Origin of the sequence: Paenibacillus arenosi, from assembly GCF_014841135.1 — a bacterium.
GTDB classification, from domain to species: domain Bacteria; phylum Bacillota; class Bacilli; order Paenibacillales; family Paenibacillaceae; genus Paenibacillus_B; species Paenibacillus_B arenosi.
Window position 1 is genome coordinate 1 of sequence record NZ_JACYTN010000042.1, and the last position, 15,028, is coordinate 15,028.

A 15,028-nucleotide genomic window follows, 5' to 3' on the forward strand; every position below is an offset into this window, starting at 1 on the left:
TCCAGCTTCCTTCAGATTCTGCCTCACGACAGACACCCTTGCTCTTGGCTAACGGTAGGCGTTCGCCAGCCCCCGTTCGGGACTTTCACCCTAGAGATGACGCCCATGCTGGGCGTACAACAAGAAAGACCGCCTCTATGTAGAGGCGGCTATTATGACTATCGTTTAGGTGTATGATTCCACAGTGCTTATGCTTCTAATACAAACAATTGATGTGATAATGCATGCAACTGCTGATCAATGGATGCAACCTGATCACCTGAATCACGGTTACGTGCGTCCAACAGCTCGTTGATCTGTTCACGGATAGCAGCAATTTGCTGCTCCACAATATCTTGACCATACATTATCTGCAAGTCGCGAGCAAAGTCTTTCTGCTCGTATACGATCCGAGCTTGCTCACCCTGTTGCTCTACAATTTGGCACACCTTACCTTCAGTATATACATACTGCATCGTAAAGCCTGCAAAAATGCGGTTAACAACCGCCTCACCACGAAACTCCATCACAAGCTTATGCATGATCTGAGTTAACTTCGGGCGAAGTAAGCGACAAGACGTTACACAGACATACCGATTGCCTTGCTTCTCGAACAGGAATGTAATCGCATCACCTTGACCATCCTCAAGAACAACTTCTTGATTCCCGTTGTCCATTACTTTAACACGCCAAACTAACGTTTGACTTGGTAATGAACTTAAAAATAAGGTTAACTGCGGCTCTGTCATCTGCATACGGGCTTTCACATATTCTGTGGCTAATCGCCTAGCCATACTTTATCTCCTCAATTCCTGAACCTTTGCTTACATTACCATTATACTACAGAGCAAAGCGAATTTCCTCTTGACGAGTCATTATTTTATTGAGGATTTGAGAAAAATCAGCTGGAAAACGGCATTCCGATGAAATAACCGCATGATTTCTTGTTTTCTAGCCGTTTCAACCTACGTTTCCGATGAATTATTATCTTCTTCTATATCTGCATCCATTTCTGGAAATGCAGTTTGAGCAATAATGTCCCACAATTCTTCTCTACCCATTCCTGTCTCAGAAGAGAACATCACAATCGGTGTATTTGGCTTTATGCCCAACGTTGTTTTCACCTGCTTCAAATGCTTTGGCCACTGACTGCGCGGCAGTTTGTCCGCTTTCGTCGCTACAATACAAACAGGCAGATCAAAGTGAGTCAGCCAATCATACATCATAACATCGTCTTTGGAAGGTGCATGACGGAGGTCAATGACTTGCATAATAAGCTTCAACGGCTCACGATTTTGAATGTAAGCTTCAATCATGCGCCCCCAAGCAGCACGCTGTGTTTTTGATACTTTAGCAAAGCCATAGCCTGGTACATCGACAAAATAAAGCTCATTATCGGTATGAATGCGATAATAGTTCAATTGCTGTGTTTTACCTGGCTGCGAACTTGTGCGAGCCAAGTTTTTGCGCATAATAAGGCGGTTGATCAACGAGGATTTACCTACATTTGAGCGCCCAGCCAACGCGATTTCCGGCAACCCATCCTCTGGATATTGATCAGGTCCTACCGCACTTATAATAAATTCTGCATTTTTAATTTTCATGTTGCGACACCATCCTTTATTCATACTACATACGCAATAACGGACGCCTTATATCGGCGCCCGCTTCATTCGTCACCACTATTTGTTACCTACTCTACTGTCCCACAAAAGCTAATTATCGAAAATAAAGACCTAGTCGCTTACACAACTCCAGCACCTTTATTGGTCGAGCAATGCATGCTCCAGCACTTCATCCATATGACGGACAGGGACAAATACCAGCTCTTCGCGAACACTTTCTGGTATATCATCCAAGTCACGCACATTGTCATGCGGGAAAAGTACTTTTTGAATACCCGCTCGATGCGCAGCCAAGGACTTCTCTTTCAAGCCACCGATAGGAAGTACACGACCACGCAAAGTAATCTCGCCTGTCATAGCAACATCCTTCGATACATGCCTCTTCGTCAAAGCTGAAACGAGTGCCGTAGCCATAGCAATCCCTGCGGACGGTCCGTCTTTCGGAATAGCACCTTCAGGAACATGAATGTGTATATCCAATTTCTCATGGAACGAAGGCTCTAATCCCCACACATTGGCTTTGGAACGGATGTAGCTAAATGCCGCTTGAGCAGATTCCTTCATCACATCACCCAGCTTACCCGTCAGTAACAACTTGCCAGCACCAGGAACGACTGTCACTTCAATCGTCAGCGTATCACCGCCAACTTCTGTCCACGCAAGCCCCGTGACGATTCCAACCTGATGCTCTTGCTCAGATTGGCCGTATCTGTATCGAGGCACGCCTAGAAACTCCTCTATATCAGATGAAGCAATTCGGACCGTCTCTTCGGATTTGGACACGATAATCTTAGCCGCCTTACGACAAAGCGCAGCTAAACGCTGCTCTAGCTGACGCACACCCGCTTCTCGCGTGTATTCGCGAATGAGACGACGAATAACATCGTCATCCAGCTGCAATTGCTCTTCTTGAAGTCCATGATCGCGCAATTGCTTCTCAAATAGATGACGCTTCGCGATCTCCAGCTTCTCTAATTCCGTATAACCGGACAGCGGTATGTATTCCATACGATCAAGCAGCGGGCGAGGTATGTTATGAACAGCATTCGCTGTCGTTACAAACAAGACTTGGGATAAGTCCACAGGCAACTCAATGAAATGGTCGCTAAACGTATTGTTCTGCTCAGGATCAAGCACTTCCAACATAGCAGCGGAAGGATCACCTCTCATGTCAGAACCCATCTTATCGATTTCATCCAAGAGCACAACTGGATTCATCGATCCCGCTGTCTTCAACGCTTGAATAATACGCCCTGGCATCGCTCCAACATACGTACGGCGATGACCACGAATCTCAGCTTCGTCCCTCACACCGCCTAACGATATCCGTACGAATTTACGTCCAAGTGACTTGGCAATGGATCGCGCCAATGACGTTTTCCCCACACCAGGCGGTCCAACCATACAAAGTATTGGACCTTTCAGCTGTTTAACGAGCTGTTGTACCGCAAGATACTCTAATACCCGCTCTTTTGGTTTTTCGAGGCCATAATGATCCGCTTCTAATATAGACTCGGCCTTGTTCAAGTCCATGTCGTCCTCTGTACGAGTCCCCCATGGAATTTGCATGACCCAGTCAATGTAATTGCGAACAACAGCACCTTCAGCAGAACTAGGAGGAATCTTTTCTAGTCGGTCGATTTCTTTAGTGAGCTTCTCAAGCACTTTTTCCGGAGCACCTAGTGACTTAAGCTGCTCGCGAAGCTCCTCGACTTCACCTACACGGCCTTCTTTGTCACCTAACTCCTTCTGAATAGCTTTCATCTGCTCACGCAAGTAATATTCCTTCTGTGTCTTCTCAATCCGCTTCTTCACCTGAGAATGAATTTTGCGCTCCAACTCAAGTACTTCACTTTCATTTTCCAACATTTCAAGCAGTGCTTCTAGCCGATCTCTAACATTGGAAAGTTCAAGTAAATACTGCTTATCTTTGAGCTTAAGCGGCAAGTGACCCGCCACCATATCAGCAAATCTTCCAGGCTCCGTAATATCCGCAACTGTCGCTAATGTCTCCGCAGTTACTTTCTTGGATAAAGATACATAACTTTCAAACTTAGCCAGAACCGAACGTCGGAACGCTTCTGTCTCATGCTCTGCTCCCGACTGCTCCTCAATAAGATTAACTTTCACTTCATAGAAGTCATCATTAGATACATATTCAATAATTTCCGCCCTCGTCAACCCTTCAACAAGTACCCGGATCGTGTTGTTAGGCAAACGAAGCATTTGACGAACAGTAGCTACGGTCCCTACTGGATAAATATCGTCCTGCGCAGGATCCTCTACGCTCACTTCGGACTGGGAGGACAAAAGCAGCATCTGGTCTTCAAGCATCGCTTGCTCGAGCGCTTTAACGGACTTATCACGCCCGACATCCAGATGAAGCACCATGCTTGGATAGACGAGTAGTCCTCGTAGAGGCAGAAGTGGAAGCTTTCGAACTTGTGTAAGTTTCGGCTCCATCGCATTGGCACCCCCATGATTGTCGTGTTAGATGTATATCCATTGTAACTTATCAAGCCCCAAAACACCAATTAGCACGTTGTAGAAGGGGGATTATCGCCGTGTAAACCATCTGTTGATTCCGCATGAAATAATGGCACTGTCGAGCCGCCAGACCGCTCAAATGACTTCGGCAGTTGGAGTGGATCATCCTGCATTTGAGCTGCAAATGTGTGCTTAAGTACCTCTTCAAAATATTCTACAGGGATAACTTGCAATCCGTTAAGGTCATTAAATATCTCTTGCCAATTTTCTTTCGGAATAATGACACGGGATGCTCCAGCTTGAAATGCCGCTTCTACTTTGGCAAGCACGCCACCTACTGGCTTCACTCTGCCATGAACACTAATTTCTCCGGTCATAGCTAAGCGATGATCGATGGACCAACCATTTATTGCTGATGCTATCGCAACACCCATCGCGATCCCTGCAGACGGACCATCAACTGGCGACCCCCCTGGGAAGTTAATGTGCAGATCATAATTTTTCGTCTCGTAGCCACATGCTCTTAGTACCGTCAGCACATTCTCAATGGAACCTTTAGCCATACTTTTACGACGTAGTGTACGAGCACCACCACCATTTAATTCCTCTTCCTCAACAACGCCAGTAATCGTATATTTGCCATGTCCATTTTTAACCCGAATAGCAGACACTTCAATCTCGAGCAAAGCACCCATGTTAGGACCGTATACCGCCAATCCGTTTACAAGACCTACCTGAGGGGCGGTACCCACTTTCCGATCTGGCCGAGGCGTAAGCTGACTACTGTTAATGACCCACTCTACATCAGCTGCCACTAAGGAAGAGCGATGCTCAGACAGTGCTAATCCAACAGCCAACTGAATAATATTAACCGCTTCACGACCATTCGTTGCATACTTTTTCAACACATCAACGGCTTCGGGTGCAGGAGGAAATCCTATTTTTTTCACCGCATGCTCAGCGATGCTTTCAATTTCTTCAGGCAGCAAGGGTCTAAAAAAGATCTCCATGCAGCGTGAACGCAAAGCTGGCGAAATGTCTTGCGGCGAACGCGTCGTTGCTCCGACGAGACGAAAATCAGCTGGCAAGCCATTTTCAAAAATATCATGAATATGTGTTGGAATATTAGGGTCTTCAATATGATAGTAAGCACTCTCTAAAAATACTTTTCGATCTTCCAACACCTTTAGCAGCTTGTTCATTTGAATCGGATGAAGCTCACCAATCTCATCAATAAACAAGACGCCTCCATGTGCCTTCGTCACCGCACCAGGCTTGGGCTGTGGTATACCCGCCACTCCCATCGCACCCGCTCCTTGGTAAATAGGATCATGTACAGATCCTATAAGCGGATCTGCAATACCACGCTCATCAAAGCGAGCTGTAGTCGCATCGATTTCTGTGAATTTCGATTCAAACGTAAATGGAGAGCTCGGATTTTTCTTCGCCTCCTCCAAAATAACCCTAGCAGCCGCTGTCTTGCCAACCCCAGGAGGACCATAAATAATGACATGCTGCGGATTAGAACTGCATAACGCAGCTTTAAGCGCACGCAAGCCGTCACGCTGACCGACAATGTCCTTCATGGAAGCAGGTCTTGTTTTCTCTGCTAGTGGCTTAGAAAGGGAAACAGAACGCATTTTGCGAAGTTTGTCCATCTCCTTGCGAGACTCTCGGTCAACAGCAGTACGGTTAGACTTCTGGCTCTTCAACAAATTCCAGAAGTATACTCCAATAATAATGGCGAAAAAAGCATTGATAAGCATTAATATCATGCTAAGATTCATCGCGTTACTCCTCCTTTAAGTGCATGTTCGCAAGCTCTTTTGCGGCACTGAACAACCTTTAAACCCATTTCACAGCACACAAAAAAATCCGGTGTAGTTCAATACTTGGTAGTATTGCCCTTCACCGGATTCCTTATAAGTCATGCGAATATCTCATTATTCACACGATGAAATTGTAATGGTTACAATTCGGTATGCTTATACTTTTTTGCGCTCCCAGCAATCCGCATTTTGAAGACCAGGGATCGAGTCTGCATAAAATACAGGCTCTTTTCCAGCCTTGCGCTGACGATTATAATCGTCCAGCACTTTAAATGCTATTTTACCGAGAAGCAAAATAGCGATAAGGTTAATAAACGCCATGAAGCCCATAAACGTATCTGCCAAGTTCCATACCAAAGAAATTTTTGCAACCGAGCCCACAAGTACCATCGCTACAACAACGACACGATAGGACAACAACCAACCTTTTTTCTTCGTAATGAACTCGATGTTGCTCTGTCCATAGTAGTAATTACCGATTAAGGACGTGAACGCGAACAGGAAGATCGCAAACGCGATAAAGTATTCCGCCCATGGACCAATTTGTGATGCTAATGCAACCTGTGTCAACTGAATACCATCTGTTTCTGTGGACAAATGTGCACCAGAGAACAAGATAATAAATGCAGTCGAACTACATACGAGCAATGTATCAACGAATACACCAAAGGATTGAATAATACCTTGTTTAGCTGGATGACTAACCGTTGCTGTTGCAGCAGCATTCGGAGCGCTACCCATACCAGCTTCATTCGAGAACAAACCTCGTTTAATTCCGTTCATGATGGCAGCCCCTATACCGCCGCCAACTGCTTCTTCCCATCCAAACGCATTCATAATGATGGAGCTAAATACAGCTGGAATTTGTGTATAGTTCATTGCAACAACATAAAGCGCAATTCCGATGTATGCTAATGCCATAATCGGTACGACTGTAGCAGATACTTTCGCAATACGTTGTACCCCGCCAAAAATCGTAATCATCGTAATAACGGCTAAAATAATACCCATAGTAATGGGTTGAATTTCAAATAGATTACCGAAAGCAGCCGTTACTGTATTCGCCTGCACTGAGTTAAATACAAAGCCATACGTGACCATAATGAGAAGTGCAAACACGATACCGAGCCAACGCGCATTAAGCGCTTTTTCCATATAATAAGCCGGACCGCCGCGGAATGCCTTTCCATCTTTTACTTTGTATACTTGAGCAAGTGTAGACTCTATAAATGCAGAGGAAGCTCCGATGATGGCAATAACCCACATCCAAAATACTGCACCAGGACCACCTGTCTTAATTGCAATCGCAACGCCAGCCAAGTTACCAATTCCCACTCGAGAAGCTGTGCTCATGGCAAAGGCTTGGAAAGATGACACACCTTTTTTCTTATTAGGCGTTGTCGTATCTTCTGCATCATCAGGGTTTCGTTCACGAACCTTGAATAGACGGAAAATTTCTTTAACGGATCGCACTTGGATGAATCCAGTGTTGAAAGAAAACCATAGTCCTGCGCCGATAAGAATAAAGATCAGCATGAGGTACCACTTATCATTAAATAGAACAATCCATGATTCCAAAGTGTCTAGCATATATCGCACCCTTTCTCTTGATGGCATTCTTGATGAATCAGGTGTATGTCAACTTTCTTAACATAACTTCTAGATTAATTTTACCTGATCATCCAATAAAGTAAAATAAATAAATATAATACTCGTGATAGAATTTATTAATCATTTAGCAACATTTTCTTGATAAACAGTGTTAAAATTATGCATTTCTTGATGATTAGCGCATTTTATTAGGTGATGATACTCTTTAGTATGTGCTTTTTCACTCAATTTTTTACTCCTCTTGCGGGGCCACATATGTTAATTAACCTAACAAATGATACCAGAAACAGCTTTCCGTCAAAAATGATCCAATAAACAAACAAGCCGTACAACTGTAATTCACAGTGTACGGCCTGTTATCCAACAGTCGAAGTGCACAAAACACCTTGACTGTTAGTGTCTTTCACGCCCAGGAATTTTACCTGTACGCTCATATTCGGCTACAATAATGTCAATTTCCTTCTTCAACTCTTCTACCATGTCAGCTTCAGGTACTTTGCGTATCATTTGGCCATAGCGGAACAACAATCCTTCCCCTCTTGCACCAGCAATCCCGATATCCGCTTCACGTGCTTCACCAGGACCATTTACTGCACAGCCCAGTACGGAAACCTTAATCGGTACTTTGACGTTCGCAATGTACTCTTCCACCTCATTAGCAATGGAGAACAAATCGATATCTAAGCGTCCACATGTCGGACAGGATACAAGTGTAGCTGCATTCGATATCAAACCGAATGACTTGAGGATCTCACGCGCTACCTTCACTTCTTCTACTGGATCTGCACTCAAGCTGATACGAACCGTCGAGCCCAACCCCAATGATAGCAACGCTCCGATTCCCGCCGCACTCTTACATGTTCCAGAGAACAGCGTTCCTGCTTCTGTAATCCCCAAGTGAAGCGGATACTTAATTACTTCAGCAGCTTTGGAATAAGCAGCAATTGCCATCGGCACATCAGAAGCCTTCAAGGATACGATAATATCGTGGAAATCCAACTCCTCAAGAATACCAATGTGGAACAATGCACTTTCGACCATAGCTTCAGGCGTAGGGTATCCGTACTTCTCTAACAAATGATTTTCCAATGAGCCAGCATTTACGCCGATACGAATTGGAATTCCACGTTCTTTACACGCTTTTACGACCGCCTCAACCTTCTCACGACGGCCAATGTTACCAGGATTGATACGTACCTTGTCAATGCCGTTCTCAATCGCCTTGAGCGCCAAGCGATAATCGAAGTGAATATCCGCAACAAGCGGAATATTAATACGCTTCTTAATTTCTTTAATCGCATTTGCCGCTTCTTCATTGTTCACGGTAACGCGCACGACTTGACACCCTGCCTCCTCCAAGCGGAGAATCTCAGCAACGGTCGCTTCAACGTCTGCCGTCTTCGTCGTACACATACTTTGAATGATGACCTCGTTATTACCACCAATCGTTACGTTCCCAACTTGTACAGGTCTCGTCTGATGTCGTAGATACATGTTTATTCTCTCCCAATTCGGATAACAACGGAAAAGCGCCTAGCGGCGCTTTAACAGGGACAACCACCTATTACATTCAAAGTCGCTGTACAGGCGACTGCCCCTGCTAGGTTCAAGCGTTATTATGCGCTTTCTTCCTTTTTCTTCTGGTCCGTTGTTAGTTCCGGAATGATTCGTTCACGCACAACTTGTTCGGTAATGACACAAGTTGTAATATCGTCACGGGATGGCACTTCATACATGACATCCAGCATAATTCCTTCAATAATTGCGCGTAGTCCACGTGCACCTGTATTACGCTTGATCGCTTCGCGAGAAATAGCTTCCAATGCGCCTGCTTCGAACTCAAGCTTCACATTGTCCATTTCCAACAGCTTCTGATACTGCTTCGTCAAAGCGTTCTTAGGCTCGCTCAAAATGCGCACAAGCGTTTCTTCATCCAACGGCTCTAGTGTAGAGATTACCGGTAGACGACCTACGAATTCAGGAATCAAACCGAATTTCAGCAAGTCTTCTGGCAGCGTCATGGACAAATACTCACCTGGCTTAAGGTCTTTTTGTCCGCCCTCAGCTGCGTTGAAGCCGATAATTTTCTTACCAACACGGCGCTTGATGAGTTGCTCTAGGCCATCAAATGCACCACCGCAAATGAACAAAATGTTCGTTGTGTCAATTTGAATGAATTCTTGATGTGGATGCTTACGTCCGCCTTGCGGAGGCACAGAAGCAACCGTACCTTCAAGAATTTTCAACAATGCTTGCTGTACACCTTCACCAGAAACATCGCGAGTGATGGATGGGTTCTCAGATTTACGAGCAACCTTATCAATCTCATCGATGTAAATGATGCCGCGTTCTGCTTTCTCAACATCGTAGTCAGCAGCTTGGATAAGCTTCAACAGGATATTTTCAACATCCTCACCTACGTAACCCGCTTCTGTCAAAGAAGTTGCATCTGCAATAGCAAATGGTACGTTGAGAATCTTCGCCATCGTTTGCGCAAGCAACGTCTTACCAGATCCAGTAGGACCTACGAGCAAAATGTTACTCTTTTGCAGCTCAACATCCTCGATCTTGCTTTGGGTGTTTATGCGCTTGTAGTGGTTATAAACTGCCACAGACAAAGACTTCTTCGCTTGATCTTGACCAATAACATATTGATCCAGAATCCCACGAATTTCCTTTGGCTTCGGAATGTCTTTGAGATCAATCTCTTCTTCGTGACCTAGCTCTTCTTCTACAATTTCATTGCAAAGCTCGATGCACTCATCACAAATATATACACCAGGACCCGCTACCAACTTGCGTACTTGTTCTTGAGACTTTCCGCAGAAGGAGCATTTCAACTGGCCTTTTTCTTCATTAAATTTGAACAATGCGCTTCCCTCCTTACTTCAAAGCCGTGCCGGAATGAATTACAGCATCTATAAGGCCGTATTCTTTCGCTTCATCCGCACTCATAAAGTAATCGCGATCTGTATCGCGGTCAATCTTATCATACGGTTGGCCTGTACGGTCAACATAGATCTGATTCAGCTTCTGCTTCGTCTTAATGATCCAATCCGCATGAATTTTAATATCTGTTGCCTGGCCACGAACACCACCAAGCGGTTGGTGTATCATAACTTCCGCATTTGGCAACGCAAAACGCTTGCCAGGTGCTCCTGCTGTAAGCAACAACGAGCCCATGCTCGCAGCCAACCCCACGCAAATTGTAGATACGTCAGGCTTAATATGCTGCATTGTATCCAATATACCAAGTCCAGCCGTAACTGAACCACCTGGAGAATTGATATATAAGTGAATATCCTTTTCTGGATCATCTGCTTCCAAGAACAACAATTGAGCAATTATGCTATTTGCAACATCATCATCAATTGCACTTCCTAGGAAGATGATGCGGTCTTTCAGTAATCGGGAGTAAATGTCGTATGAGCGTTCGCCCCGATTGGTCTGCTCGATGACCATAGGAATCAAATTCATGGTACCGACCTCTTTTCTTTATCAGGCTATACTAACTTATTTTATCACGTTCCGTAATCAATGTCATATGCACACCGTTATTACAGTGTATGACGCTATGTTATGTATTTAGTCTCATTCCTCAAAACAACAAAGGAATTGCTCAACTGGCGGAACATCCAGCTATTTTCATGGTTTGTTCATGAAGCATGAACCTATTAAATATGTACACTGTTTTCAATGGAGTCAAACGATATGATAAAAGACGCTATACATACTCATTTGGAGAAGCGCCTATAAAAAGGAGGAAAAACAAGGCACGCAATACGTGATTGACGTGCCTTGTCATGTTGAACCAAAGGTTTAACCTTCGGCTTGTATGCGATTAGTTGTTGTCTGCAAGAAACTTGATTGTCTTGCGGAGCAGCGCTTCCTCACGAAGGTTGTTGATAGTACCGTTCTTCTCCAAGATCGTACGGATTTCATCCGCAGGACGTTGGTAAGCTTGTCCCATCTTCTCAAGCTCTTCTGCTAGCTCTTCGTCAGAGATAGCGAGGCTTTCAGCCTTCGCAACTTGCTCAAGAACGAGGTTGTTTTTCACACGAACGTCTGCTTCTTTCTGCATTTGCTCACGAAGGTCAGCAATTGTTTGGCCAGAAAGAGTCAAGAACATATCCATGTTCATGCCTTGCGTGCGCAGACGGTTGTCAAGATCTTTAACCATGTGTTGAATCTCAGATTCGATCATGGAACGTGGAATCTCAACTTCAGCTTTAGCAGAAACTGCTTCTACTACTGCTGCTTCACGTGCTGCTGCTGCTTCGCGCTCTTTACGTTCTTGAAGCTGCTTGCTCAAATCAGCTTTGTATTCGTCAAGCGTTTCGAACTCGCTCACATCTTTAGCGAACTCATCATCCAATACTGGAAGCTGTTTACGCTTGATTTCATGCAATTTTACTTTGAACACAGCAGGCTTACCTGCAAGGTTCTCAGCATGGTAGTGCTCAGGGAATGTAACTTCAACTTCTTTGAAGTCGCCAGTTCCAAGGCCAACCAATTGGTCTTCGAAGCCAGGAATGAAGGAATTGGAACCAAGCTCCAAGCTGTAACGCTCTGCTTGTCCACCTTCAAATGCTTCACCATCAACGAAACCTTCGAAGTCGATAACTACTGTGTCACCGCTCTTTGCAGTATCTTCGTCAACGATTACTAGCTCGGCATGACGTTGTTGCAAACGCTCCAACTCAGCACTCAAGTCTTCTTCTGTTACTTCAACAGATTGTTGCTCAACGCTAAGGCCTTTGTAGTCACCCAATTTAACTTCAGGCTTAACTGTTACTTTAGCTTTGAACTTGAACGTTTCGCCTTTAGCGAATTGCTCAACATCAACTTCTGGTTGATCAACAGGTTGAATCGATGTCTCTTTAACTGCTTCAGCGTATGCTTTAGGCAGCAAGATGTCGATTGCGTCTTGGTAGAGGCTCTCTACACCGTATTTCGCTTCGAAAATTGTGCGAGGCACTTTACCTTTACGGAAGCCAGGAACGCTTGCGCGCTTCTGAACTTTCTTAAATGCTTGATCCAAAGCTTCAGTTACGCGCTCTGCGTTAACTTCAACTTCAAGGACACCAACGTTACTCTCTATTTTTTCCCAAGTTGCTTTCATTTTATGCCTTCCCCTCCAAAAAGATCACATAGCTAGATCATAGCTTACACGTTCTTGAAATAACCATTACATTATAGCCGAAGCTATAGTGTTTTTCAAGGCAACACCTTTGCCATTATGTGTGCCCTAAGCCCTGTTGTCAAGCCTCGCCATAATTCGTCAAGATTCTGGTCGGAACGACTTAGCTAATGATCGCAATGCCTGTTCATAAACGATACGTGAATCACTGTTTATATGATAAATTTGTTTCACTACTGATTCTTCCTCTTGAAGTTGAAGAAGCCCCGCCACTATGCGATGAAGTGCTGCAGCCCAGGCATTCACCTCAGCTTCTGTACCGCTGCGCAATTGTTCATATTGCGATGTTCCATAGATAGCCTTAATAAACTGATGCCATATTTCTTGAGCAAAATAAGCAATTGACGGTTCACGAAGTGCAACAACCTCATGCACACGCTCTGCTGGCGCTAATAAGGCTGAAGGATATGAGGCATAATCGAGAGGCGTATGTTCAATATCTACTACACACTGCTCATTTCCACGGTAAAAGGTAACAGCACCTGTCATTCCTCGTTTGCAGAGTGTCTGTAAAATCCCGAATTGAACAATAGGATGCAGTTTCTTCGTTTCCAGCAAATAGATAAGTTCATCATTCAAATTAGCATCTTCTGCTACGGTTAGCTGCTCCAATATAAACCACTTTTTCTCATCAAAAGGAGTCTCCTGCAACCGTTCAAGCATCTTCGCTATATATTGTTCATCCATCTGCTGTTTCTCCAATACTTGTGAACGCATCACATCTTGCTCAGACACCTCTTCTTCCGTTTGCTGAATATTATGTATAAAAGGTTGTTCCGCTTCATCTTGCAGGTATGGAAAAGCTTGCAGCAGCCATTCGAGCAGTGCTTGCCATTCAATTCGGCTCTCTTCATTGTCTCCACTGCATTGCAATAGGAACTTCAACAGTGCTACAGCCTCTGCATAACGCTCAGTCTCCAGCATACGCGTCAGTTCCATTTGATAATATTCGTATGTTTTTGGAAACAATACGACATTCGGTTTCGATTGATTATGTTCCGTAATAAGTAGCACCTACCTTCTTGTCAGCTAGTCAGCTGTTCAGGCCACATGGTCCCCTTCTCTATGTCGGGTTTGTTCATTATACCATACACTGGGATACTGCTGACATTACACTGTTTAGCTTCTGTAACAAATTGAAAGAAAAAAAGATAACTCAAACTATTGCATCCATTCTCATTTTTTGATATTATCAGTGATGTTGTTATTATTTGTCCCAGTAGCTCAGCAGGATAGAGCAACGGCCTTCTAAGCCGTCGGTCGGGGGTTCGAATCCCTCCTGGGACGCCAGTTATTACATTTTAACGCAGATCGATTTATACATCAAATCCCCAGAATTCCTTATTCATTAAGGGTTCTGGGGATTTTTATATCTATATATTACCCAGAAGATCATAATTGAAAACGATTGGTTTTAAAATAAAAGTGCATATTGGGTACACAAGTTTCCCCCTCCTCTTTCAACATCCATTCACAACAAATATGGACTACTCTTCGATAACATCTAGCCAGTGTATGTATGTTCTAAGGTACATCAGATTAAAAAATCCGCGTAATGCACTTTATGCATGCCCCCAATATTAACTTCAGCTGAACCAGCTTCAGTGGTGTTTGCTGTCATTCCCCCTTTAGTAATCCTTAGTTGTTCACACAAGCTAAATTATGGTAACATTTATTCAGTCACAACTCATAGGAGGAAATTTTATAAAAAGACTATGCATTGCGGCTATCGCTATTGGTGTCCTATTGAGCGGTTGTAGTCAAAAAGAAACAACCACTCCGCCAATCGAGAAGGAACAAGGAGAAAAACCTTCAACTCCAGAACAAACTGAAAATCAGTTTACTCCTCTTGACGAAAGCAAATATGAGGGCATCGAAAATGAAATGATTAAACTCGTTAATTTGCACGCTAAGTATGTAAACACCAAAGATGAAACAAACTTTAAAAAATTATTTCATAATCAAGATTACAAACTTCCTTCATACGAAGTTTTAAAAAATGAGATGCACGAGTTCAGGGATATGAAACAAACTCAAGGATACGTGGCAGTAAAGAGAACTTCGAGAAGTTTAGAAACAAACGGGGTTATCGAAGGATATTCCGTTTTTTTTATTTCTTCTAATAAAAAAGGTGAATGGAAAATAAATGGAATAGATTAAGGGAAGGGTCTCCCCCAATGTCATTAAGTTAAACTCATAAACTAGATCTTAAAAGAAAATATTATCTAAAACGGCATGGTGAAGTTCCCTATGCCGTTGTTTTTTTGTGCAAGCAAGGAAAAATGCGCACAACAAAC

Annotated in this window: 11 protein-coding genes and 1 tRNA gene; 2 read left to right on the forward strand and 10 right to left on the reverse strand. The window is 43.8% G+C overall.

The window, feature by feature from the left end; all coding sequences use genetic code 11:
• Window positions 1–188: 188 nt before the first annotated feature.
• The 10 genes from IFO66_RS23185 to IFO66_RS23230 all read right to left on the reverse strand — a co-directional run bounded on the left by IFO66_RS23185 (window position 189) and on the right by IFO66_RS23230 (window position 13,745).
• On the reverse strand, window positions 189–773 hold the full coding sequence (locus tag IFO66_RS23185; RefSeq protein WP_192027392.1) for a non-ribosomal peptide synthetase module: 585 nt from the start codon (window positions 771–773) through the stop codon (window positions 189–191).
• A gap of 171 nt (window positions 774–944) precedes the next feature.
• A complete protein-coding gene (yihA, locus tag IFO66_RS23190) occupies window positions 945–1,583 on the reverse strand; it encodes a ribosome biogenesis GTP-binding protein YihA/YsxC (RefSeq protein ID WP_192027393.1) in 639 nt (212 codons plus the stop codon).
• Between the two features lie 159 nt (window positions 1,584–1,742).
• Window positions 1,743–4,067: an endopeptidase La gene (gene lon, locus IFO66_RS23195; protein WP_192027394.1), complete on the reverse strand. Its 2,325-nt coding sequence runs from the start codon at window positions 4,065–4,067 to the stop codon at window positions 1,743–1,745.
• A 71-nt stretch (window positions 4,068–4,138) separates the two neighbouring features.
• A complete protein-coding gene (lonB, locus tag IFO66_RS23200; RefSeq protein WP_192027395.1) occupies window positions 4,139–5,878 on the reverse strand; it encodes an ATP-dependent protease LonB in 1,740 nt (579 codons plus the stop codon).
• A gap of 198 nt (window positions 5,879–6,076) precedes the next feature.
• The gene (locus tag IFO66_RS23205) at window positions 6,077–7,510 is read right to left on the reverse strand and encodes an alanine/glycine:cation symporter family protein (protein ID WP_192027396.1); all 1,434 of its coding nucleotides are present in this window, start codon (window positions 7,508–7,510) and stop codon (window positions 6,077–6,079) included.
• Between the two features lie 414 nt (window positions 7,511–7,924).
• Window positions 7,925–9,025, reverse strand: a complete 1,101-nt coding sequence (ispG, locus tag IFO66_RS23210) for a flavodoxin-dependent (E)-4-hydroxy-3-methylbut-2-enyl-diphosphate synthase (protein WP_028594162.1) — start codon at window positions 9,023–9,025, stop codon at window positions 7,925–7,927.
• Window positions 9,026–9,147: 122 nt separating this feature from the next.
• On the reverse strand, window positions 9,148–10,401 hold the full coding sequence (gene clpX / locus IFO66_RS23215) for an ATP-dependent protease ATP-binding subunit ClpX (protein WP_028594161.1): 1,254 nt from the start codon (window positions 10,399–10,401) through the stop codon (window positions 9,148–9,150).
• 13 nt (window positions 10,402–10,414) lie between these two features.
• Window positions 10,415–11,008, reverse strand: a complete 594-nt coding sequence (gene clpP, locus IFO66_RS23220; protein WP_144994102.1) for an ATP-dependent Clp endopeptidase proteolytic subunit ClpP — start codon at window positions 11,006–11,008, stop codon at window positions 10,415–10,417.
• 364 nt (window positions 11,009–11,372) lie between these two features.
• On the reverse strand, window positions 11,373–12,653 hold the full coding sequence (tig, locus tag IFO66_RS23225) for a trigger factor (RefSeq protein ID WP_192027397.1): 1,281 nt from the start codon (window positions 12,651–12,653) through the stop codon (window positions 11,373–11,375).
• Window positions 12,654–12,812: 159 nt separating this feature from the next.
• Window positions 12,813–13,745 (reverse strand): hypothetical protein, encoded by a 933-nt coding sequence (locus IFO66_RS23230; RefSeq protein WP_337913669.1) that lies wholly within the window; start codon window positions 13,743–13,745, stop codon window positions 12,813–12,815.
• 199 nt (window positions 13,746–13,944) lie between these two features.
• Here IFO66_RS23230 and IFO66_RS23235 point away from each other — a divergent pair.
• Both IFO66_RS23235 and IFO66_RS23240 read left to right on the forward strand, forming a co-directional pair.
• Window positions 13,945–14,021: transfer RNA gene (locus IFO66_RS23235), tRNA-Arg, on the forward strand.
• 372 nt (window positions 14,022–14,393) lie between these two features.
• Window positions 14,394–14,891, forward strand: a complete 498-nt coding sequence (locus tag IFO66_RS23240; protein WP_192027398.1) for a hypothetical protein — start codon at window positions 14,394–14,396, stop codon at window positions 14,889–14,891.
• Window positions 14,892–15,028 lie beyond the last annotated feature (137 nt).

Bases quoted from the DNA above. Each gene is read 5' to 3' on its own strand.
- lonB (WP_192027395.1), bottom strand. From the start codon at position 5,878: ATGAATCTTAGCATGATATTAATGCTTATCAATGCTTTTTTCGCCATT.
- yihA (WP_192027393.1), bottom strand. From the start codon at position 1,583: ATGAAAATTAAAAATGCAGAATTTATTATAAGTGCGGTAGGACCTGAT.
- tig (WP_192027397.1), bottom strand. From the start codon at position 12,653: ATGAAAGCAACTTGGGAAAAAATAGAGAGTAACGTTGGTGTCCTTGAA.
- clpP (WP_144994102.1), bottom strand. From the start codon at position 11,008: ATGAATTTGATTCCTATGGTCATCGAGCAGACCAATCGGGGCGAACGC.
- IFO66_RS23240 (WP_192027398.1), top strand. From the start codon at position 14,394: ATGGTAACATTTATTCAGTCACAACTCATAGGAGGAAATTTTATAAAA.
- IFO66_RS23185 (WP_192027392.1), bottom strand. From the start codon at position 773: ATGGCTAGGCGATTAGCCACAGAATATGTGAAAGCCCGTATGCAGATG.
- lon (WP_192027394.1), bottom strand. From the start codon at position 4,067: ATGGAGCCGAAACTTACACAAGTTCGAAAGCTTCCACTTCTGCCTCTA.
- ispG (WP_028594162.1), bottom strand. From the start codon at position 9,025: ATGTATCTACGACATCAGACGAGACCTGTACAAGTTGGGAACGTAACG.
- IFO66_RS23205 (WP_192027396.1), bottom strand. From the start codon at position 7,510: ATGCTAGACACTTTGGAATCATGGATTGTTCTATTTAATGATAAGTGG.